Consider the following 21,404-nt stretch of genomic DNA (forward strand, 5'->3'; position numbering starts at 1 on the left):
CTCACGGGAATCGGGCAATGCCCGGACGTGCGGACTGAATGATGATGAAACTTAGGGAAGATAGGCACAATGGGCACGCTCGCCAAAGATTTCAATCCGACCCCTGAGGAAAACCTGTCGCGTTATCTTCAGGTTATCCGCCGCTATCCGATGCTGACGCACGAAGAGGAAATTGCCCTCGCAGAACGGTGGCGCGATCACAAGGATGACGAGGCCGCGCATCAAATGGTCAACAGCCACCTGCGTCTGGTCGCCAAAATTGCCATGGGCTATCGCGGCTACGGCCTGCCGGTAGGCGAACTGATCTCGGAAGGCAACATCGGCATGATGCAGGCCGTCAAGCGGTTCGACCCGGACAAGGGGTTTCGTCTGGCGACCTACGCCATGTGGTGGATTCGCGCCTCGATGCAGGAATATATCCTGCATTCATGGTCGCTGGTAAAGATGGGAACCACGGCAGCGCAGAAAAAGCTGTTCTTCAATTTGCGCCGGATCAAAAGCGAACTGCAGGCCATACATGACGGCGATCTGACGCCGGAACATACCGCGTTGATCGCAACGCGGCTCAAGGTTTCCGAGCAGGAAGTCACGAATATGAACCGCCGCCTGGCCGGTCCGGACCATTCACTCAATGCCCCGCTGCGAGACGATAGCGAGGGGGAATGGATCGATTGGCTCGAAGACGACGGCCACTCGCAGGAAACAATTGTCGCCGAGCGTCAGGAGTCGAGAAACCGACACCAGATGCTGCTTGGGGCGATGAAGTGTCTGACCGAACGTGAACGCCATATCCTCATGGAACGTCGGCTTAAGGACGAGCCGATGACACTGCAGGATCTTAGCGATGTGTACGGCATCAGCCGCGAACGTGTGCGCCAGATCGAGGTGCGGGCGTTCGAAAAGGTTCGCAAGTCCGTACGTAACGCGGCGATCAAGGAGCACATGGTCAACTGATCGGGTTCGTTCCGCTTGCCTTGTCGGTGAAATCGCCTTCGACCGGCGGTGTGCCGAAATACAGTTTTCTGAAACGCCGTAGCGACTTGCCCTTCAGGTGCGAAGCCGTACGCTCGAACAATTCATGCGCGTTGCCCGGCGCGCGGCTTTTCAGTATCTGAAAGAAATCCCGGATATCACTGAAGCCCTGCTTTCCGTTCTCGGCAATGGTTGCAGCGAGAATGCGCTCGAGATCCGCGATATGGCCACCCGTGACGAGTGCATCGGCGAGGCGTCGGTTCGACTGAAACGTTTCGACGCTGATTACCGGTAACAGGGCGCGGCAGGCCGGTGAGCTGAGTGCGTGATGATCCGATTTCCCGTTGAGTTTTTCCCGTGCCCGGCGCATGCCGCTGTCTATGACGCTACGTGCGCCCTTGGGGGATTTGCTGTTGCACACGGCACGGTGTGACAGAGGCAGCCTGCCCCCGGCGAGGGCACGGCGGACGGCGCGTTCGGTTTCATCGCCCGGTGTGAGATACACGTCGCCGGCTGTGGTTGAAGAGGTGCTCGTCAAGGTTTGCCGCGCATGTTGAATGGCGCGGAAAATGACGGCGTGTGTTATCGCGGGGTTGGCATTTTTATCGAGCAAACCGGCCCTGGTCAGGGTCTGCGTAATAATATGCAAATCTTCGGGGGCATTTGTGGCATTCGGACCGATGCCATGACGCAGCACCGAACGGACCTGCCGGGGCTCGCTTTTAGGTGTGGCATAGGCGTCAAAGTTTCCCATGAAAGGTCTCCTTCCCAGGCGGAGTCTTCAAGTAGCACGTGCCAATAACGGACACCTTTAAGGTGTGTCTTATGTATATAAATCTACTTTATAGATATAAACATGAAAAGTCGTATTTACATAAACATTCAGTTGTATGTACATCACAGCTTGTATCCGGTTCGCTTGATATAGGCGGCAAATGCAAGCCGTTCCGTGTTCGCCGTCTGGCGGGCCTTGTCGTCGGACCAGCCATAATTTTCCTTACTGCCATAACGGTCGGGATTGCGTTGCTTGCCATACGGGTTCGTCAGGCTGCGGCGGCGGTCATAGCTTTCGACTTCGGCTTCCAGATTGCTGTCGTCGTAGCTGTCCTTGTGTACGGTCAAGCGCATCGGCAGCCGCACGCTGATGGCCGGATCGTCCGCGGGATGACCGACACACAGACCGGCAAACGGAAAAACGCCCGCCGGCAGCCCAGCAAGTTCAGCAATTTCGTCGGTGACTTCGCGTGCAGCGCTGATCGGGCAGCAACCAAGACCCTCGGCTTCGGCGGCGATGATGAAATTCTGCATGACGATGGCGGCGTCGGCGGCGGCATTCAAGAACGCGTCCAGCGGTTCGTGCGCAAACGATGTGCCGCGAAGCTCGCACACGCGCCGGATACGCCGCCCGTCGCCGCAAAACAGCAAAAATACCGGCGCCTGCTTGATCCACGGCATGGAAGGAAACAGATCGGTGACCTTGTCCCGCTTGGATGCATCATTGAACTGGATAATCGCTACCTGTTGCAGATCGGACTTGGCCGGCGCTGACAGGGCACAGGCATAAATAACATCGAGTACATCCTGTGAAACCGGGGTGTCCTTGTATCTGCGCCGTGAACGGTGCCTGAGTTGCAGGGCCTGCGTGCCTTCCGCAGGGCGATCCCCGCCGATCTCGGTGGGTTCGGCAAAGCGGGCGGCGATCAGATCACGTAGTGTCTCGGTCATGGCGGGTCTCCTAGGGATTGAGTTCTCGATGCGAACGCCGGGCGTTCAGGGCGGCGGCGGCGGTCATGACGATCATGACGATGGGAAAGGCAATGCCGGGTATATCGGGAAACGCGGCGACCACGGCGCTGGCGCCGGCGCCGGCGGACATCTGCAACGCACCCAGAAGCGCCGTCGCGGTGCCGGCCCTGGCCTTGAACGGGCTGAGTGCGCCGGCGACACCCAGTGGCAGGATCGTCCCCAGGGCAAATCCGAAGATCACCATGAAGAACATGATCGTGACAACGCTGGCGAACCCGCTCATCGACAGCAACAACATGGCTGAGGCCGAGGCGCACATGCCCAAGGCGCTGGCGATAACGACTTTGGAAGGCTCGGTGATACGTTCGCTGAAAACCGAAACGGCGGCGGCACCCAGCATATAGGCGCCGGAATGCAGGAACGCAAGAAAGCCGAATGAGGACGGGGTCAGGCCCAGTTGCCGGATCATCAACTCAGGACCGCCGGAGTGAAACGCATACAAGGACCCCAGTGCCAGCGCGTTGGTGACGGCGAAGCGCCTGAAGGTCGGGTCCTTGATGATCGACAGATAATTGAGCGCGACCTGCGGCACGGAAATGTCCTCGGATGACGGGGTGCCGGTCTCGGGCATGGCGAAAAAGCACAGGATCAGGACACCGGCGCCGAGCAGGGTTGTGATCGCCATGTTCGCTTGCCAACCGACGTAGTCCTGTGTGAATCCGCCGATGATCGGTGCGATACCGGGGACGATGCCCATAGTCAGCGTCAATAGCCCGAAGATACGGACCAGTTCCGCGCCTTGAAATGAATCGCGCGCGATTGCCCGGGCGGCGACAAATCCTGCCGCGGCGCCAAGCCCCTGCAACAGCCGCGCCGCCAGCAACCATTCGATGGACCCTGCAAGGGCGGCGATGCCACCCAGCAGCGTATAAAGGATCAGGCCCGGAATCAGAATGCGGCGTCGCCCGAACCGATCGATGAGGGGGCCGACAATCAGTTGTCCACTGGCGAAACCGATCAGGAACACCGATAGTACGAGCCGTTCGCCGCCCGGGATCACTTGCAGATCGGCGCCGATCGCCGGTAGCGAAGGTAATACGATGTTCAGGGCCATCTGCCCCAGCGTCCCAAGCACCATCAACAGTATGACGGCAAGTCGGCTCAGCGGCGCTGCGGGCTTCGGTTGATGGGGAGGGGATTGCGGCAAGCGTCTTCTCCGGGGCGGGTAGAGTCGGTTTGTATGATGATGCCGGGGGAAGGGTGCGGCAAGGCTTCCATGTGCCGGGTTTAATAGATTTGGGATCGTTTCAGCGTGGTTGACGCTGGCCGGTCCAGCCCGTACATTCCCGCCGTCTTTTCCGGCCATCCCGAGTTTCCGATTGGGGCGCCGGACCCGCGTGGAGGGGTGGCCGAGTGGCTGAAGGCGCTGGTTTGCTAAACCAGTATACGGGAAACTGTATCGAGGGTTCGAATCCCTTCCCCTCCGCCATTTATGCGTTCGCACGTGTTCACAGCCATTCACTAAACTCTCTATACATGTTGAAATATAAGGGATTGAGCTCAGCTTATCGCTTGCGCCAACATCTGCGCATTCGAATCTCAACCCTGCGCGAGGAATCGGAGCCAAAGAGCATTAGGCTCGCGCTCTGACATCGGTATCGAAGAATTCATTCAACACATCGATATGTTCTGCAAAGTCGATTTTGCGCAAATCCCGAATATCCTAGATCGCCTGTTGCTTGGGTGACGTTCTCGATTCCGTCGTCTGAACGGCTCCGGTTTCATGTAAAACCCAGTTGTCGTTCGCGGTCACCCAAAAATACGGTATATCTCGCCGGTCCATATCATGAAGTTCCGCACGTAAAAGTTTTTGAGATACCGATTCCGTGAAGTGCCCCGCGCTTGCGAAACGACGAAAGACGCTTTCCCTCCAGGCCGGGTAAAGTTCTCCTGCTGGGATGTTCAGCATATGGGTGGTGATGCTGTATAGGCGGGTCTTTCTGACCAAATATCGAATACGAAAATCTCCGGAAGCTATATCGTCAATGATGTCGGTAAGGAGGGCTGCATTGTTCGTCATCCAGCGCATCGCGTCGATGTATCCGCTCTTGAAGGTTGAGCGGAAATCGGCGGGGTCCCATTCGTTGCCGTTGTTGTTGACTATTCTGTTGTGAAACGTCGGTGACGGTTTTTTGTATGAGACTGCTTTGCCGCTTTTGATTTGCAACCCAATTTGGAAAAGCCTCGCATTCCCTTTACCGCCGCCGCGTAGCGCCGAGAGAAGTGCGTTGTGGCTAAGGAGGCCGGTGCTTAATAAGCGTTCCTACGTAGTAACGGGTGCGAAATTTGAAAATATACATTCGGGATCAATGATCACGGGACGCTGGCCGTGAATGACGATATTTTCCATATGCAGACCGACGATCCGAAGGGCATAGGCGACAGCGGTCAAAATACCAACGGCGTACATGAACGGTTTCGGTTGATTGGTTGCGCGAGACGTTGTCGTTAAATACGGAATGAAATACCAGTCGTTAGACGGGGACGATATGATTTCCGGCATCCGTAAATCGGTTTGCAGGCCGGTCGATACCTGGCTGAGAATATCCGCCAAACAGCGGTATGGGCGGGGATCCGCATGCTTCAGGACAAGGGACGTCGCATCGCCGCTCAACAACAAAGGGCGTGCCCCACCTTGATGTGAGTCATCGGCAAGCGGTTTGAAACTCTTCAATGCAGGGAAGGAGGAAATACATGTCGCCTCAGTGCATGCGAGCGCAGATTTGCGTAGTGCCTTTCCTAAATCACAATACCGTCGCTCCACGACCTCGTTGAGGCACCCAAAATCCAATGTTAAGGGGCCGTTTCCAGTTTCGTTTATCGCCGTACCAGTCGGCGCATGCAATGTCGGCGCGACGATAGATATCAAGTCGTTGCGGATAAAATCGCGTGTGTCCGTTTCGTTAAAGCCGCTAACTCTCAATTGGTATGGACACTGCCAACCCTCCGGAGTGATGGCTGTTGTATATCGCGCTCTCATGAGCTGTTTTCTCCACCTCGATCCGCTATCGAAAGATTAGATGCGCGCCCGCAGACCGCCATTTGCGGGCGGGCGGGAATGCCGCCTTTGACGAAAAACGGCTGTTGGCCCGTGAACGGTTGAACATAGAGATCGGTATGACCAAAACGTTCATTTACGGCCTTCAATATCGCGCTGCCGATGCCGCTTCCTTGCCGATCCGGCCGAACTGCAATTTCTGCAATCCAGGATACGGAGGTGTCGTCGCTATAGACCCGCGCCATTCCGATTAGATGTTGATCTTGGTGAACGAAGAAACCGAACACGCCGTCGCCGAACATCCGTTCGACCATGTCCGTCAGATGCTCATAGTGGCGACGCTCGCCAAAACCCACGGATACGTATAGATCAATGAGTTCTTCCTTTGAGACGTTGTCTGTCGTTTGCAGGATCCTGTAATGATTGCTGTTATCTTGCTGCATGGTTTTCCCTTCATGTTTTGATTGGGGTTCTGTATTCGTTTTCTCGTGCATCCGGTTCGCTCTCGCATACAACAAGACAACTGGTTTTTCGTAACAAACCCTGCATTGAGAGAAGCCGATACGGCATGTCGCGGCATAGCCGCATTCGCATAGCGGGCTTGGTTCTCGACAACCAGACACGCAAAAGCGCATCAGTTCCTGTCTAAAAGTATCTGCTCTGCTATGAGGCAAGTCGATAGAAGTAAGTTGCATAAAATAACTATAAAGTAGTATTGATGGCGAAAGAGATATTCATAGATTCGGCTGTGCTCTAGGATCTGTGCTTGTTCCTAGAGGCGATGCCGGAGTTGCAAGATCCCGACATAACGCCGATGACGTTTGCGGTCGTCCTGGACGCGAATATCGCAATCTCAGACCGTCTTCATAAATAAGAGCGCCTGCCATCAAGCAGACAGCATTGGAGGAGTGCGCAAGGGCGGGGGGTTCTCAAATTTCATGCGCCGCGTTGGTTAGACAACGGAATGACTAACAGTACAATTCCACAAGTAGCCGAGAGAAAAGGGCTTAACGAGGCCGAACTTCGATTGGCATGGTCAGACTACAAAGAAATGCTCATTTGGGATGACGACTTGCAATATCCAGCAGATACGGATTTCGGTGAAATTGACCCTAAAGACAAACCGTATATTCAACTTCAAGAGAAGATTGATGCCATCGGTATATTAAGCCGAGACAAGCATAATAATGAATTAGGTGGCAATTCTCTGAAACTAGGTTTTGTTTTGTCTGCGAGGCAGTACGCGAGAGCGCTGTCAGTGCACATCAGCATCGAACTTGGCGGCGTGATCATTGGCACTGTAACCATAGATGCGCGGGTCCAAATTGATGTCCTCAATCCAAGTTGATACCCTTCGTGCATACTGTCGCGTTGAGATCGGTTTTTCCGGATGGCCGCGTCCAGGGAAGATATAGACTTGGTTTGCCGTCCTCATGCGGTTGAAAGACTGTTATTCTTAGCTAAACGACGGCCCCGAGGCCAAAGCAGACGCTCTAGCCACCACGGCGATGGCTGTTAATGACCCATATCAGACATCCACACCCAAATTTCCGAAGTGCGTTCCCTGATGGGGTGATGGGGCACTGCGACAGCTCATTCCTATCTTTCCCTGAGCGCCGTTTGAATTGAGGTCAAAAACGGGTCGAGAATATAGGCCATGACGGAACGCTGGCCGGTGCGGATCGCACAGGCGACCTGGACGCCCGGCAGCAGCGCATAGCGAAGTTGCGCGCTTTTGAAATAGGTCTGGTCGGTTTCGACGCGCACCTTGTAGTAGGGAATGCCGTCGCGCGTTTCGATGGTGTCCGGGCTGACGTTGACGACCTCGCCGACAATCCGTCCAAAGCGGATCGCCTCGGACGACGCCAGCGACACCTGAACGGGCTGTCCGGTCTGGACGTAACCGACGTCCCGGGTCGGCAGGCGCGCCTCGATGACCAGCTTGTCGCCTTGCGGCACGACATCGACGACCGGATGGCCCGGTTGCACGACGCCGCCGATGGTCGCGACATGCAGCGTCTTGATGACGCCGGCGACCGGCGAGCGGAGAACGGTGCGTTTCAGTGCGTCTTCAAACTTACGGAGCCGCGCTGCCGTTTCGCCTGCGTCCCCCTTTGCCTTGGACAGAGCTTCACGCACGCCCTCAAGATATTCCGCGTCGATTTCTTCACGATCTGCTTCCGCTTCCTTCGCCGCGGAGCGCGCACGGGGCAACGCGGCCTGATCATCCCTGACGCGCGCCGCAAGCGCGGCTTCTTCCTTCAGAAGGTCCAGATGATTCATTCGGTTCGAAAGCTGATCTTCCATCAACCCTTCGGAAATCTTGATCTGCTCGCGCACCAGCTTGAGCCGGCCTTTGTTGCTGGCGATGCGGCCTTCGATCGCTTTGATTTCGTCGCGGCGTTGTGAAATTCGTTCATTCTGCGATTCGATCCGGTTCTCGATGCGCGCGCGGCGGCTGGCGAACAGTTCGCGGGCGCGGCTTGTCTGCTCGGGATAGGCCTCGGCGATGCCCCCCGGAAACGATATCCGGCCAGCACCCGCCGATTCCGCTTCCAGCCGGGCAATCTCGATCTTCAGATTGGTTAGTTGCACCGTCAGTTGCGCCACGTCTGCGTCGGACCGCACCGGGTCGAGCTCGATCAGCGGTTCGCCCGCACCAACACGCTGGCCCTCGCGAACAAGGATGGCGCGGACGATCCCGCCTTCCAGATGCTGCACGCTTTTGACCTGTGTCGACGGCACAACCTCGCCCTGCGCCGTCGCCACGACGTCGAGCCGCCCGATCAGCGCCCAGGCAATACAAGCGGACACCAGCCCGACCATCAGCCAGAGCACAAGGTGGGGGGCAGCGCCTGATTGCCTTTGTTCGGGACTCATTCGCCGGCCTCCGATACACGCGGTTGCGCGCCCGCGCCCATGTTCGTCGGGCGTGGCAATCGGGTGACGCGCGGCGACGGCTTGGAGGAAAGATCAATCACCCATTCCGCGCCCTTGATGATGTTGGGATCGAAGGAACAGGCGATGATCGTGCCGCCTTTTTGTGCGTGCGCGTTCATGGCGGCGTAGACAAGTGCGCGGCCTTCCTCGTCCAGTCCCTCGGTCGGCTCGTCGACGATCAGAATTTTTCCACCGACGGCCAACGCGCGCGCCAGCGCCAGACGCCGACGGATACCGAGTGCAAGGTGGTCGCCGCCGTTGCGAATTTCCATGTCGAGGCCTTCGGTGCTGGCATTGATAAACGGGCCGAGCCCGGCGGCGGCGATCAACGCGTTGAGACCGGCTTCGTCCAGAGCCGGGTTCGCGGCCAACAAATTCTCGCGCACCGTTCCCGGCAGGAATTTCGGTTCTTGCGGCAGGTATGAAATCTGTTGCCGCCACCAGGCGGGAGAGACCTGTTCGAGGTCCGTGCCGTCAATCAGGATATTGCCCCGGGTCGGCGTCCTGAGCCCGGTGATCAGTTGTGCGACCGTCGATTTTCCGCTGCCGTTCGGGCCGCTGACCGCCAGTGTCTGCCCCGGTGCGACATCGACACTTAAATGTTCGAATACCGGTGCGCGCTGTCCCTGATAGACGAAGGCCGTATCCTTAAGCGAGATGGCGCCGGTGTACCCGGGCAATTCGACGCCGCCCCGCCGTTCGGGTTGCACCGTCTCCAGTTCATCCAGAACAAGCCGGCTTTGTGCAGCGACGGCGAAGGCACGCTGAATGCCCGCGAGACGCCCGAGCGGCATGATCGCGCGCGCGGCCAGAATGTTCGCACCGATCAATGCGCCGACGTCCAACAGGCCCTGAACCACAAGGTATCCGCCGACGGCAATCATGGTGACGGTCAACAAAGACTGCAGCGTCTGCGTGACCGTGCTGATGAAATCCTGATTGGATGCAAACGATGCCTGGGCGGTGTCGCTCTCGGCGCGGGACTGACGCCAGCGGCGTTCTATACATCCGGTTGCGTCAAAAAGCCGCAAGGTGTCGGCGGCGCGCATCGCCGATTGCGTCAGCTTCTGACGAATGGCGCCTGTACGCTCCAGCGTGCCGGCCGGCGCTTTCAGCATTGTCTGCCCAACAAAGCCCAGCAACAGAACGGCAACGGCGAAGCCGCTCGCAATCATGGCAAGGGTCGGGCTCAGAAGCGCCAGCACACCAATGAACAGCAGCGCAAACGGCACATCGAGCATGACCAGCATGTTTGCCGGTCCGTATGCGGCACGGATGGTGTCCGGCCCGCTTGCCGCCTGAAACCGCGCCCGGTCGGTAAACATCGAAAAAACGGCGAACGGTGTACGCAGCAAGGCGTTGCGCGCGGTCTCGGCGGTTTTGTCGTCAAACGGCTGCGCGGCGCGTTGCGCGAGCTTGAGGCGCACACGCCGGAAACCGAACTCGAACACGACGGCGATGACCGCGCCGGCGGTCAGCGTCGCGAGTGTGGTATCGACCCCGAACGCGACGTAACGGTTCAGCACCTGAATGACGAAGATCGGCGCCGCCAGCGCCAGGACGTTGGCGAACAACGTCGCAACCAGCAACTCGAAGCCGAGGCCGGGACGGGAAAACAGACGGGCAAGGATCGCACGCATGGGCTGACTATACTGAAAAGACGCGGATTTCGCGACCTGCAGGTTTCAACGCGGCATGCTGCTGCGGGCGGGTCAGGAGAAGCCGTCGAAGTTGGCGGCTGTCAGGTTGTCGTTGTTGACGCTCGACAGGTCGGCGACCTGGGAAAGTTCGCCGGACTCGACGGTGCCGTCCGCCGTGACCTGACCGTCCGCCCAATACCACAACCGGCTATCCGTGCCGTCTCCGACGGCGAACAGCATCGTGTTTCCGGCGCTGAGGCCCGTGAGATTGTTGAGCGCGGTCGCGACCGTGCTGGCGGTCGTGTAGCCGGCCACGTCCGTCGTGTAACTGACGACTGCGGTATTGGCTTGGACCGTACCGCCCGTCGCCAGGGCCTCGAAAACATTGCTTGTCCCCCGGCTGACGCTGACATTGAAATCGATGACATCACCGCTGCCGCCCGCCGTGAAGGCTGAAATCGTATCGCCGAAATCGCCCGTCTGGTCATAGTTCAGGTGCTGACTGCCGGCCCCGAGCGTGATGTTGTCGGCGCCGCCGCCGCCCGTGATCGTATCGGCACCGCCGCCGGAAACGATGGTGTCGGTGTTCGACCCGGTCACGATGGTGTCGGCAGCGGAACTGCCGGTGACGTTGTTGGTGCCTGTGTTTGCACTCCCGGAATAGGAAAGGGCGTTCGTCAGCGACGAGCCGTCGAACGAAACCGTGGCGCTGGTGATGCCGGTGTTGAACCCGACGGCGATGCCGGAATTGTTGAAGCCGGTATCGAAGTTGCTGCCCGCCGTAATGCTGTAGGTTGCATCGGCACCGAACTGGAAACTTTCGAAATTACTGAAATTGGCAAAGTTCGCATCCGCCAGCGACGCGGCCGTCGTCAGGCGGAACGTATCCGTATCGGCGCCACCGTCGAACGTCGGCGCGCTGGACATCCCGTTGACGGCAAGCACGTCGTTGCCGGCGGCCAGACTTACCGAGGTCGTGCCGTCTGCGCTGTTGATGGAGACGGTGTCGGCGCCGGAACTGCCGGTGATGGATGCCCCACTCGACGAAGGGCTGAGGGTGAAGGTGTTCGTGCCGGCCGACAGCAGCCAGGATTCGACATTGGCGGCGCTGGCGATCGTGTTCGTGCCGGCGGCAAGGGTGACGCTATCGGTTCCGCTGCCGAGGTCGATACTGGAATTTGATGCGTTGGTGGTGTTCATTTGGAAGCTGAGCGTCAGGTTCTGGTTCGTTGCATTCCCCAAAAATGCGAAGGGTGCGCGCGGCCCGGCCGTCGAGGCATCCTGGTTGGCCATTGTCAGGTTGCCGGCCGTCTGCCATGTCAGCGATTGCACGTCGGAGATGTCGGACGTCGAGTTGTACGCCAACTGCAGCGTTTCGACGTTGGAAAACGCCAGCGTATTCGTCGTCGAATTGAGAATGAGCGTGTCCGTTCCGTCGTCCAGATCGACGATATCGCCGCCACCGCCCTGGCTGGCGCCGCCGCCCATCAATGTGATCGTGTCTGTGCCGGTGCTCCCGGTGATAACGTCGTTGGCACCGTTCGTTAGTATCACCGTCTGTGTCCCGCTGACGCTATGGCCGATGGTTACCTCGGAAATGCTCACCAGCGGCACGTCATCCGTCGTATCGCCGACCGCAGCCAGAATCTGCTCGTTGATATTCTGGCCGATGGCGAGCGCCACCTGCTGCACGACTTGCTGAACGGCCTGATCGATCACCTCGTTCCCGGTTTGGGCGCCGATGAGCGCACTATACGTTGCCAGGCCACCGCCGGAAATAAGCGCCGTCGGATCACCGACAATCGTATTCGTAATGCCGCTGATGACGTCGTCGATGGCGTTTTGAACGGTAAACGTATCCAACTGCGTCGGATCGAGCCCGAAGCGCGATATTGTCAGTTCCGCCGTTTGCGCCGCGATCGCGAGGGCTGCGACCGGATCGACGCCGTCGGCAAGGGCCTGGGCGAACGCATCGGCCGCCGCCGCCTCGGCCTCGGCCTGGGCGCCGGCGCCCTCGGGGGCGTCCCCGGTCGTGAGGGTATCGCCGATATTCTCTCCGTCCTCTCCCGTGCCCTGCTGGGACGGCGGCGTCGGCAGCGCGGCGATTGAACTGCCGAAAACGGCCTGCAATGCGCTTGCGGGCAGTACGACGGGCGTGCTCGGCGGCACGAACGGGTTCGGCACGCTGGTGGTGGCGTTGACGCCGTTCAGTGTCTGCGAGCCCGTCGGCGTTGAAATGTTCATTTCCCCGGCCTGGCCGGTCACCGGATCGCGGAAGTTGGAAAATGTGCCGCTTGGCGGCAACGGCGAGTTCGGGTCGTCGGCCTGCGGGTTGATGACGCGGCCGCCGCCGGCAGTACCGCGGATGCCGATCGTCGCCGCCGACGTTTCAATCTTCATGGCATCGACGGATGATTTTGCAATCTCGCCGGATACGAACGTAAAGACCCCCTTGGCGACATTGAAAACCGAGGAACCCTCGTTCGTGGCCGGATCGTAGACCAGTTCGTCAATGGTCATGCGGCCGTCTTCGGCGAGGGAAAAAGTGGTGTCGTCGACGAAGATCAGCCCGACGGACCCCTCGCCGCTGGTTTGGACGACATCGCCCAGAAAGACCGGCGTGCCGGCTTCGGCGGTGACGGTCTCGCCGTCGGCGCGAATGATTACGGCATCGCCATTGGCCGTGTCGACCTGCCCGATCGGTTCACCTGTCACGGCTTGTGCGATCTCGATCAGATCAACTTCAGGAGCGTCGGGGCCGAACCGCGGATTGCCATCCATTTACGCGGACTCCCTCATCGTAAAACTATCCGTCTATCGCATCGGGCGTCAGACGGCCCATTGCGGACAACAGACGGTATGCTGCCTGCAGGACATCGACCTCCGCCGACGCGGCGTCGCTGGTCGCATTGATCAGCGCGGTTTCACCGGCCAGCACGTCGATCAACGAGCGGTTGCCAAGCTGGCGTTCACGACGCGCCAGCTCAAGGAACTCGCTCGCGATATCCGTCTGATTGTTTAGTTGCTGGAAGCGAAGACGTGCCGTTTCAAGATCGGTCCAGGCATTGCGGACCCGTTCTTCAACCAGGTCGCGTTCCTCCTTGAAGCGGCTGATACCCGCGTCGTGCGTCAGCTCGGCGGCGCGCAATGTGTTCGTACCCGTCATACCGAGGTTGAGCGAATACGTCATTTCGACCTTGAACAGGGTTTCCTGCTTGCCGCCGACCGTGCCACCTTCGTCGCGCTTGAGGTTTTTTTCCGCCGTCGCGCTGATGGTCGGATAGAACTCGTCGGCTTTCGTTTCAATAACGTTCTGCTTGGTAACCAGGGTCCCCAGATAGGTTGCCTTGAGCTGCGGGTTCTCCTCCAGCGCGGTGCTGATCGCAGAATCCAGATCCTGCGGCAGCAGGTCTACCGGCACACGTGGCAGCGCTACAGCTTTGTTCTGTTCGGATACGGGCGGTTCGGTGTCGAATACCGCCCGATAACGGTTGATTGCATTCCGTAGCGCCCCCTTGATCCGGGTTTGCGTGGCTTCCAGGCCGGCAAGCTGGCTTTTTGCCTGCAAAACGTCGGTCGCCAGCCCTGAGCCGCGTTGCACGCGCGCGTCTTCTAGCTGCATCTGACGTTTGACGTTGGCGATCGAGCCCTGATTGAAGCGCAGCAACTTGCGCTGGCGCAGAACGTTCAGATGCGCGTTCAGCGCTTCCAGCGAAAGACCCTGCCGCGTTGATTCCAGCGTATGTGTTGCCTGCGTCACCTCAACGCGGCTGCGGTCGATGGCCGCTTCAGTGGCGCCGAAATCGTAAATCAGCTGGGTCAGTGAAAGTTCAAGAACGCGGGGCGGCATCGCCGTGTCATCGGTGCCCTTGCCTTTATTCTGTTCTTCATAGCCGTAAGACGTGGTCGCGTCCAAAGTTGGATACCAGTCGCCCACGGCTGTTTTCGAACGTTGCTTTGCAGCTTCCAGGTCAGCCGCAGCGGCTGCGATCCGCTTGTGATCGTTCAAAAGTTGCTCAATCGTCGGTTTTAGCTCCGCAGCATGAGTGAACTGCGGCGAAGAAACCAAAGCGGCGATCAAAGCAGCACTGGCAGTTAATCGGAACATTCTAACAGGCCCCCAATTTCTCTGCCCCGCCAAAGAATGTAAAAGCGATTGGAATCGCAATTTTATACTACTGTAGTATGTACAAAATATCACCATCCAAGGCAATACACTAAAGGTTGCATGCGCTGCTTGCGGCACCAAGCGGCCGGCATCAAATATTTGATTCAAGGAAAGCCCGCGATCCAAGGTTACAGCTTTCTTTTAAGTTGGGACGGCGACCCTGACCAATATCCAATGGCTGCAAACGGCTAGAAGCTGACCGGCTAGAGGCCGCGGCATCGCGTTTGTTTATGGTCTTTAAGCAGGCCTTTGGCGAGCGCCGACAAATTGGCAGCCAAGTGCTTGTCGGAGATACTGCCACCACTGCTTGTCACGCCGGAATCCCGGCCTTCCTCAAACCAGAGGGGGAAACCTTCAAGCCTTCTGCTAACCTGATTTTCCGGCCGCGATCAGCAGTGCCGTCATCTCGAACAGAACCAGATTGGCCAGATAACAGGTCAGGTCACGGACGTCATAGGGGGGCGAGACCTCGGTCAGGTCACAGCCGACAATATCGAGTCCCTTCAGGGCGCTGAAGCACGCGAGGGCTTCTGCACTGGTCGGCCCACAGGGTTCCGGGCTGCCCGTTCCCGGCGCATGGGCCTGATCGACGAAGTCCATGTCGAAGGTCACGTATACTTTATAACCTTCCAGGCGTCTTAACTGTTCGCTTAAGCCTGTGGGGCCCATTTCCTGCAAGTCTTCGACGCTGATGACCTGGATGCCGTGTTTGTCCTGAAAATCGAAATCCGTTCGGCTATACGTCTTGCGGATGCCGATCTGAACGAACTTATCCGGATGAATGAGCCCTTCTTCGACGGCATGGCGAAACATCGTGCCATGGGTATAACCGCCTTCAAGGGTGTCTGAATGGGCATCGAAATGCACCACCGCAACTTTTCCGTGGACCCGGTGCATGGCATGCAGGATCGGGTAGGTGATGCCGTGATCGCCACCGACGGCAACAGGGGTAATCCCTGCCGCCAGAAGATCCGTAATTTCGTTGTCGATGGTCTGCAGAGCATCGGATACGCGCATCGGCGAAATCAGCATGTCACCGCAGTCGACAACCGAATTCTGCTCGGACAAGGCAACGTCGAGGTCCGGATGGTATTCGGGCGAACGCCAGCAGGCATTGCGGATACCCCGCGGACCGAAGCGTGTGCCCGGTGTGCGTGCAACCCCGCCATCATAAGGAACGCCGACAATACCGATCGTGGGCTTCTCGACGCTATCGATCAACGGCAGGCGTAAAAATGTCGGAATGCCGACAAACCGTCGCAGATCGTTCGTGGTCACAAGGCCACGTTTTCTATATCGGCCCAGACTGTGGGGGGTATTCAGGTCGCCTGATTTGTCGTCCGAGTACATGGAAATTGCCCCCTGCCTTCGCTGGGGACATCAATCCAAGCTCAGGTTTCCCCAATTAAGATGGATGATGACATTAACAGCGACGCAGATACCCGTCATCCAGATTTCGTCCGCACTATCGACGGGTGTGCGGCCATGCTCAATGTCTGCACATGGCTAGAAGCAGACAAAATCCGCAGTCGTCAAGAACGTCCGCTTGTAGCCATGAGCGGAAACTAAGGTAAAGATTACGAAAACTATTGGTGGCCAAAAAAAGAGTAGGAAAAAGTTCGTTTCCCGCTCTTTCTGGTTCCTATGTTTTAATTGTCAAGCGGTTCGGTGAATGTGACCAGGGTCTCGCTTGGCAAATTGATCCTTCAGATGTTCGGCTACGGCCACTGGATGCGTAATCGGCAGCATGTGTCCGGCATTGGCAATCGTGCGGTGTCGGGCGCACTTCAATTTCTCATTGAGAATTCGACTTATGCACCGGACCGATTTTGGAGACCGCGTGCCCGCGATTATCAAGGTCGGAATATCGATATCCTCAACCGACGTCACAAACGGCGGTTCGGCGCCCAATGCCCCAAACTCCATCGCGACTTTCGTCATGGCAGCGCAAGTTGATTTCTGACGCTCAGTCGGCATTGCATCGAAGGTGCCGGTGCCGTTCCAATAGTCGATAAAGCGTTGTGCCGCTGCGCGGTACAGCCGTGCTTCGACGGCTTCGGTGACGTCTTGGGCAAGGGCAAGTATCTCACTGTGATACTTGTTGTCATCTGCCGTCCCGCTAGCAAGAACGTTAAATGCGCTAGGCTCAATCAGCGTTAAAGTTTGCAGCAAACAAGGATTCGACTTGGCAATATGCATAGCCACGGCACCACCGAAGGAATGTCCCACCAAGTGCGCGCGAATGCCAAGGCGATTGATCAACGCGATAACGTTGCGAGCTTCGTCAGCAATCCGCATGTGACCGGGACCGCTCCATGCAGAGCTGAAGCCATAACCCAATAAATTGGGTGCTATAACGCGATAGGTGTCTGGCAGGTGCTTGAAAACACCGTTCCATTGACCGGCGTTGCTGGCGGAACTGTGCAGAAAGACAATGGGCTCACCTTGTCCATGGTCATACACAGATATGATGGAATTGTTGATGTTAAAATGTCTCATGGCGGCAATCCTCTTTTCTAGTGTCGGTAAAGCAGCCCGGCGCGTCAGGCTCTTCGTTGCTGATGGCGATTGAAATTGCGGGCAAGCAGACGATTTCCTGGATCGGTTCGATATCCCCGGAACCGCTAACAGGCTGCCGGGGATATCTACGGGTATGATGTCGGGTTGCAGAGGCAACCACGCCCATGACCCTGGTGATGTCCGATATCGCCGCCTGTATTAGCTCTCGATCCGTTCGATGACCACGGGAACCGGTCGGCAAACGGTGTTGCAGACCGGCGAATGCTGCTTGGCATAGTTGAGAAGCTCATCAAGCTCCTGATCCGAACAGTTAGCCTGAACATGCAGGCGGATATTAATCTGCTCATATCCAGCCGGCACGGTTTCATCCAGTCCGAGAAGGCCCTGCAGGTCCATGTCACCTTCAAGTTCCGTTGACAATTCTTCGATTTCGATGCCACGGGCCATTGCGTGCAGGATGAAAGTCGTCGTTACGCAACCCGCGAGGGCATGGAGCAGAAATTCCACTGGATTGGCACCCTCATTGTTGCCGAGCAAAACGGGCGGTTCACCGTTGGTGAACTCAAATGGAACGGTGCGCGAGGTGTCTTCTTGCCCGGCACCATAGAAATCGCGGATCGAAGATCGATTCTGCCCACCGTTGATCCAGGTGTTGCGGGCGCGGAACTGAAATTTTGCAAGGCTGGGATCAGCCTTCAGTGCATTGATCGTGTCAGTGGCGGCTTGAATGTCTAAACCGTTCAAATGGGTCGCCTGTTGGGCGAGCGCGTTCTGTGTCGTCATTGTCTTGACTCCGTCTCTTGGGGTGATACTGGGCCGCTGGTCGACCCGGCTAATGGCGAGCAAGCTAAGGGCTGGAGGTGCATAATGTTAGTGTTCTATTTGCCAAAAAAGATCCATTTGTGCCAAAATCGTATTTATGAACAAATTGCTTGAACCGAAGCCCATTGAGGCGGTGATCCTGGCCCTTCCCGAAACGGCTGGTTCGGCTCTATACGGCATGGTCGATGTGCTGGCTTCAACCGGCACGCTCTGGCGGGAACTGGTCGGCGAGGACCCCGGTCCTCGCATGATTGAACCTCGAATTGTCTCGCGTGACCGCAAAACGTTCAAATGCGGGAATGGAATTCCGGTCACCCCCGATTTGACTATTGAGGAGATTCTAGCGCCTAAAATCCTGATCCTGCCGGAATTATGGTTGTTGCCTACGGATGATATGAGGGATCGCTACGCTGACCTGAAAGAGTGGATTCGCGGCTGTTATGAGAACGGCAGCATGATTTATACTGCGTGTTCAGGCTCCGTTCTTCTCGCCGCTACGGGATTGCTGGACGGTCGCGAAGCGACATCGCACTGGGGCTATCAGGATTTGTTCCTCAAGAGTTTTCCTGAAGTCCATTTCAATCCAGTCCCAAACTTAGTTATTGCTGACCAAACGGCGCGGATAGTGACAGCCGGCGGCACGACTTCGTGGCACGATCTGGCACTCCATATAATCGCCCGTCATTGCAGCCCAGGGGAAGCCTTGCGGATCGCTAAGGTTTACCTGCTCAAGTGGCATAGCGAAGGACAGTTGCCATTCCAAAGTCTGATCCGCCATCAGCCTCATGCAGACTCTATTGTGCGCAGTGCAGAAAATTGGCTCGCCGCCAATTTCCGTGAGCCCGATACTGTCTCAAAGGCAATTGCCGCCTTGTCGGTCCCGGAGCGTAGTCTGAAACGCCGTTTCAAAGTTGCGACCGGCTCTACTTTGATTGAACGGGTGCAAAACTTACGTGTTGAGGAAGCAAAGCGTTTGCTCGAAACCTGCAGCATTCCGGTGGACGATGTCGCCGCTGAGGTGGGATACGAAAATCAGGCGTTCTTCCGCCGCATCTTTAAGCGCTCCACTGGGCTGACACCAGCCGCCTACCGTAGAATGTTCAGCCTCCATGAAGGTGCTGAATAGGTACGCTGTATGAGCTCGATAATAGGCAATATTTTAATCTACACTCTTACAGCTAAGACCGCTCTGGGTCAGCAGCGGATAGTTTGCGTAACCAGCCAACTTGTCCGCTTTTGGGGACAAATCAGATGTATTGGGCGAACTCGTCTCGGTTTGCTGGCAGATCCGGCGCGTACGCTATCTGAGATGGCAGGAAACTTGATGCCCCGGTGCGACCTCTTTGAGCTGAGGCACATCTATTTTGCATGAGGCCTTCGCGACCGGGCAACGAGTGTGAAACATGCATCCGGGCGGTGGTGACATAGGGCTGGGTATGTCGCCCTTGAGGATTGTCCTTTGAACTTTCTTTATGCTCGGGTCAGGGACGGGAACGGCAGAAAGCAGCGCTTGCGTATACGGATGCTGTGGGTTCGTAAACAGACTCTTACGGTCAGCAATTTCAACGATGCGACCCAGATACATGACGGCGACTCGGTGGCTTAAGCGTTCGACGACGGAGAGGTCGTGGGCAATGAAAAGGAACGCAATACCAAATTCGTCCTGAAGGTCCATCAACAGGTTAATCACCTGCGCTTGGATCGAGACATCGAGAGCAGATACAGGTTCGTCTGCTATGATGAGCTTCGGTCCCAGGGCGAGCGCCCGGGCGATGCCGATCCTCTGGCGTTGACCGCCAGAAAATTCATGCGGGTATCTGTTGATCTGGTCCTTGCGCAAGCCGACGCGCTCGAATAAATCCGCGACACGGTCCCTGATCTCGGAGCCATTGGCGATGTTATGCACGCGTAACGGCTCGCCGACGATCTGGCCCGCAGTCATGCGCGGGTTGAGCGAGGAATAGGGGTCTTGGAAAATAATCTGCATTTGACGCCGAAACGATCGCAGATCTGCGCGGGGGGCGGCTGAAATATCTTGATTGTCTATAATGATCTGCCCTGCGGTTGGCTCTATGAGGCGCAGAATCGTGCGCCCCACAGTCGATTTCCCACAGCCGGACTCGCCAACGACCCCGAGCGTTTCACCGGTTTCAACATGAAAAGAAACGTCATCGACGGCGTAAACGTAGTCTTTACTGCTGGGCAGAACACCGTTTTTGACCGCGAAATATTTCTTCAAGCCCCTAACATCGAGCAACGGTGTTCTGGACTTGGCTTCGGCCACGGGTGCGGTTGAATCATGCTGTTCCATGCGAATCAACTCCGACCATTGGATGTAGTGTCCGTACTTGTATTCCAGCACGCGGCGCGGTGGCCTGCGGCCTTTTGCTCGAGTGGCGGGCGCTCTGCTTCACACCGTGCTGTTGCGGCGGCGCAACGGGGGCGGAATGCGCAACCGCTCGGCAGGTCCGACAAGGCGGGGACAGTGCCGGGAATGGTGCTCAGCCGTGAGCGGGCCTGACCGGGCAATTCCGCTTCGCCGAGGCGGGGCACTGCTTTCAGCAGGCCTTGAGTATAGGGGTGAAGGGGCGAGCTGAAAATCTCGTGAACCGGGGCTTCCTCGACGATCCGACCGGCATACATGACGACGACCCTGTCGGCCATCTCGGCGATAACCCCCAGATCGTGCGTGATCATGATGATCGCCGCCCCAAGAAGCCGCCGCATTTCCTGCAAAAGATCCATGATCTGCGCCTGGATGGTCACGTCGAGAGCCGTCGTCGGTTCGTCTGCAATCAAAATCTTCGGGTCACATGAAAGCGCCATTGCGATCATGATCCGCTGGCGCATGCCGCCGGACAATTCGTGCGGATAAGTGTCGATGCGTTTTTCCGGGGCAGGAATGTTGACGAGTTTCAACATTTCAAGGGCCCGTGCGCGGGCTTCGTCCTTCGGCAGTTTCTGGTGGATGCGGATAGTTTCAATGATCTGATCCCCAACCGTCATTACGGGGTTCAAGGCTGTCATCGGCTCCTGAAAGATCATGGAAATCTCATTGCCGCGAATATCGCGCAATTCCTTCTCCCCCAGATTGAGCAAATCAACGTTGCCGTATTTGACCGATCCGCCGACGACCTTGCCCGCCCGGGGGGGGATTAGGCGAAGAATGGACAGTGAGGTAACGCTTTTGCCACAACCCGATTCACCGACAAGACCGAGGATCTCACCCCGGCGCAATTCGAAAGAAACGCCGTCGACGGCAGGAAGCGTACCCTGCTGGGTAAAAAAATGTGTCTGTAGATTGTCGACGGTCAGCACAATTTCGTCGGACGAAGGCTGCCGTTCCAATTGTTCGGAATTGTCGGATGACTTGGAAGAATCCATCGGCCTCTGTTTCCTATCGGACGGCGTTTATTTTTTAATTATCAGCGCGGAGGTCATGCCTAGCCGAGCAATATTTACGCATCTTTGTCATTTCAGTTTTCACATCATGATGACAAAGATTGACAGCATCAAGCAAATTGTCACACAATTACCT

The 21,404-nt window shown here is 57.2% G+C and carries 18 protein-coding genes and 1 tRNA gene; 4 read left to right on the forward strand and 15 right to left on the reverse strand.

Going from position 1 to position 21,404, the window contains the following annotated elements; translation table 11 throughout:
• The first annotated feature begins 69 nt into the window (after positions 1-69).
• On the forward strand, positions 70-954 hold the full coding sequence (rpoH, locus tag L2D14_06935) for an RNA polymerase sigma factor RpoH (protein WNK01156.1): 885 nt from the start codon (positions 70-72) through the stop codon (positions 952-954).
• Here the strand turns inward: rpoH and L2D14_06940 are convergent.
• The 3 genes from L2D14_06940 to L2D14_06950 form a co-directional block, all read right to left on the reverse strand.
• Positions 947-1,726 carry a hypothetical protein gene (locus L2D14_06940; protein WNK01157.1) on the reverse strand — a complete coding sequence of 260 codons (780 nt, stop codon included), beginning with the start codon at positions 1,724-1,726 and terminating at the stop codon, positions 947-949. The two genes, rpoH and L2D14_06940, sit on opposite strands and share 8 nt — an antisense overlap.
• 143 nt (positions 1,727-1,869) lie before the next feature.
• The gene (locus L2D14_06945) at positions 1,870-2,697 is read right to left on the reverse strand and encodes a nitroreductase family protein (protein ID WNK01158.1); all 828 of its coding nucleotides are present in this window, start codon (positions 2,695-2,697) and stop codon (positions 1,870-1,872) included.
• A gap of 10 nt (positions 2,698-2,707) precedes the next feature.
• Complete coding sequence (locus L2D14_06950; protein ID WNK01159.1) at positions 2,708-3,925, reverse strand: multidrug effflux MFS transporter; 1,218 nt, start codon at positions 3,923-3,925, stop codon at positions 2,708-2,710.
• A gap of 192 nt (positions 3,926-4,117) precedes the next feature.
• Between L2D14_06950 and L2D14_06955 the strand changes: the two genes are divergently transcribed.
• Positions 4,118-4,207, forward strand: a tRNA-Ser gene (locus L2D14_06955).
• Positions 4,208-4,441: 234 nt separating this feature from the next.
• Here L2D14_06955 and L2D14_06960 read toward each other — a convergent pair.
• The 3 genes from L2D14_06960 to L2D14_06970 form a co-directional block, all read right to left on the reverse strand.
• Positions 4,442-4,945, reverse strand: a complete 504-nt coding sequence (locus tag L2D14_06960) for a DUF4135 domain-containing protein (GenBank protein WNK01160.1) — start codon at positions 4,943-4,945, stop codon at positions 4,442-4,444.
• 96 nt (positions 4,946-5,041) lie between these two features.
• Positions 5,042-5,758, reverse strand: coding sequence for a DUF4135 domain-containing protein (locus tag L2D14_06965; GenBank protein WNK01161.1), 717 nt, complete (start codon positions 5,756-5,758; stop codon positions 5,042-5,044).
• On the reverse strand, positions 5,755-6,270 hold the full coding sequence (locus tag L2D14_06970; GenBank protein WNK01162.1) for a GNAT family N-acetyltransferase: 516 nt from the start codon (positions 6,268-6,270) through the stop codon (positions 5,755-5,757). Before L2D14_06970 ends, L2D14_06965 begins: the two co-directional genes overlap by 4 nt.
• 470 nt (positions 6,271-6,740) lie before the next feature.
• Between L2D14_06970 and L2D14_06975 the strand changes: the two genes are divergently transcribed.
• Entirely contained in the window at positions 6,741-7,124 is a 384-nt protein-coding gene (locus L2D14_06975) for a hypothetical protein (GenBank protein ID WNK01163.1), read from the forward strand.
• 251 nt (positions 7,125-7,375) lie between these two features.
• On the opposite strand, the gene L2D14_06980 is transcribed toward L2D14_06975, so the two are convergent.
• The 7 genes from L2D14_06980 to L2D14_07010 all read right to left on the reverse strand — a co-directional run bounded on the left by L2D14_06980 (position 7,376) and on the right by L2D14_07010 (position 17,827).
• Positions 7,376-8,656 carry an HlyD family type I secretion periplasmic adaptor subunit gene (locus L2D14_06980; protein WNK01164.1) on the reverse strand — a complete coding sequence of 427 codons (1,281 nt, stop codon included), beginning with the start codon at positions 8,654-8,656 and terminating at the stop codon, positions 7,376-7,378.
• On the reverse strand, positions 8,653-10,356 hold the full coding sequence (locus L2D14_06985; protein ID WNK01165.1) for an ATP-binding cassette domain-containing protein: 1,704 nt from the start codon (positions 10,354-10,356) through the stop codon (positions 8,653-8,655). The genes L2D14_06980 and L2D14_06985 overlap by 4 nt, the downstream gene beginning before the upstream one ends.
• Positions 10,357-10,428: 72 nt before the next feature.
• Positions 10,429-13,137, reverse strand: a complete 2,709-nt coding sequence (locus L2D14_06990) for a FecR domain-containing protein (GenBank protein ID WNK01166.1) — start codon at positions 13,135-13,137, stop codon at positions 10,429-10,431.
• Between the two features lie 25 nt (positions 13,138-13,162).
• Positions 13,163-14,464, reverse strand: a complete 1,302-nt coding sequence (locus L2D14_06995; GenBank protein ID WNK01167.1) for a TolC family protein — start codon at positions 14,462-14,464, stop codon at positions 13,163-13,165.
• 426 nt (positions 14,465-14,890) lie between these two features.
• Positions 14,891-15,802: an agmatinase gene (speB, locus tag L2D14_07000; protein ID WNK01168.1), complete on the reverse strand. Its 912-nt coding sequence runs from the start codon at positions 15,800-15,802 to the stop codon at positions 14,891-14,893.
• 378 nt (positions 15,803-16,180) lie between these two features.
• The gene (locus tag L2D14_07005) at positions 16,181-17,023 is read right to left on the reverse strand and encodes an alpha/beta hydrolase (GenBank protein ID WNK01169.1); all 843 of its coding nucleotides are present in this window, start codon (positions 17,021-17,023) and stop codon (positions 16,181-16,183) included.
• A 219-nt stretch (positions 17,024-17,242) separates the two neighbouring features.
• Positions 17,243-17,827 (reverse strand): OsmC family protein, encoded by a 585-nt coding sequence (locus tag L2D14_07010; protein WNK01170.1) that lies wholly within the window; start codon positions 17,825-17,827, stop codon positions 17,243-17,245.
• Positions 17,828-17,963: 136 nt separating this feature from the next.
• Between L2D14_07010 and L2D14_07015 the strand changes: the two genes are divergently transcribed.
• Complete coding sequence (locus tag L2D14_07015) at positions 17,964-18,992, forward strand: helix-turn-helix domain-containing protein (protein WNK01171.1); 1,029 nt, start codon at positions 17,964-17,966, stop codon at positions 18,990-18,992.
• A gap of 174 nt (positions 18,993-19,166) precedes the next feature.
• On the opposite strand, the gene L2D14_07020 is transcribed toward L2D14_07015, so the two are convergent.
• Positions 19,167-20,177: a dipeptide ABC transporter ATP-binding protein gene (locus tag L2D14_07020; GenBank protein ID WNK01172.1), complete on the reverse strand. Its 1,011-nt coding sequence runs from the start codon at positions 20,175-20,177 to the stop codon at positions 19,167-19,169.
• 5 nt (positions 20,178-20,182) lie between these two features.
• Complete coding sequence (locus L2D14_07025; GenBank protein WNK01173.1) at positions 20,183-21,250, reverse strand: ABC transporter ATP-binding protein; 1,068 nt, start codon at positions 21,248-21,250, stop codon at positions 20,183-20,185.
• Positions 21,251-21,404 lie beyond the last annotated feature (154 nt).

This window comes from Thalassospiraceae bacterium LMO-JJ14 (assembly GCA_021555105.2).
In the GTDB taxonomy this organism is placed as follows: Bacteria; Pseudomonadota; Alphaproteobacteria; order Rhodospirillales; family Casp-alpha2; genus UBA4479.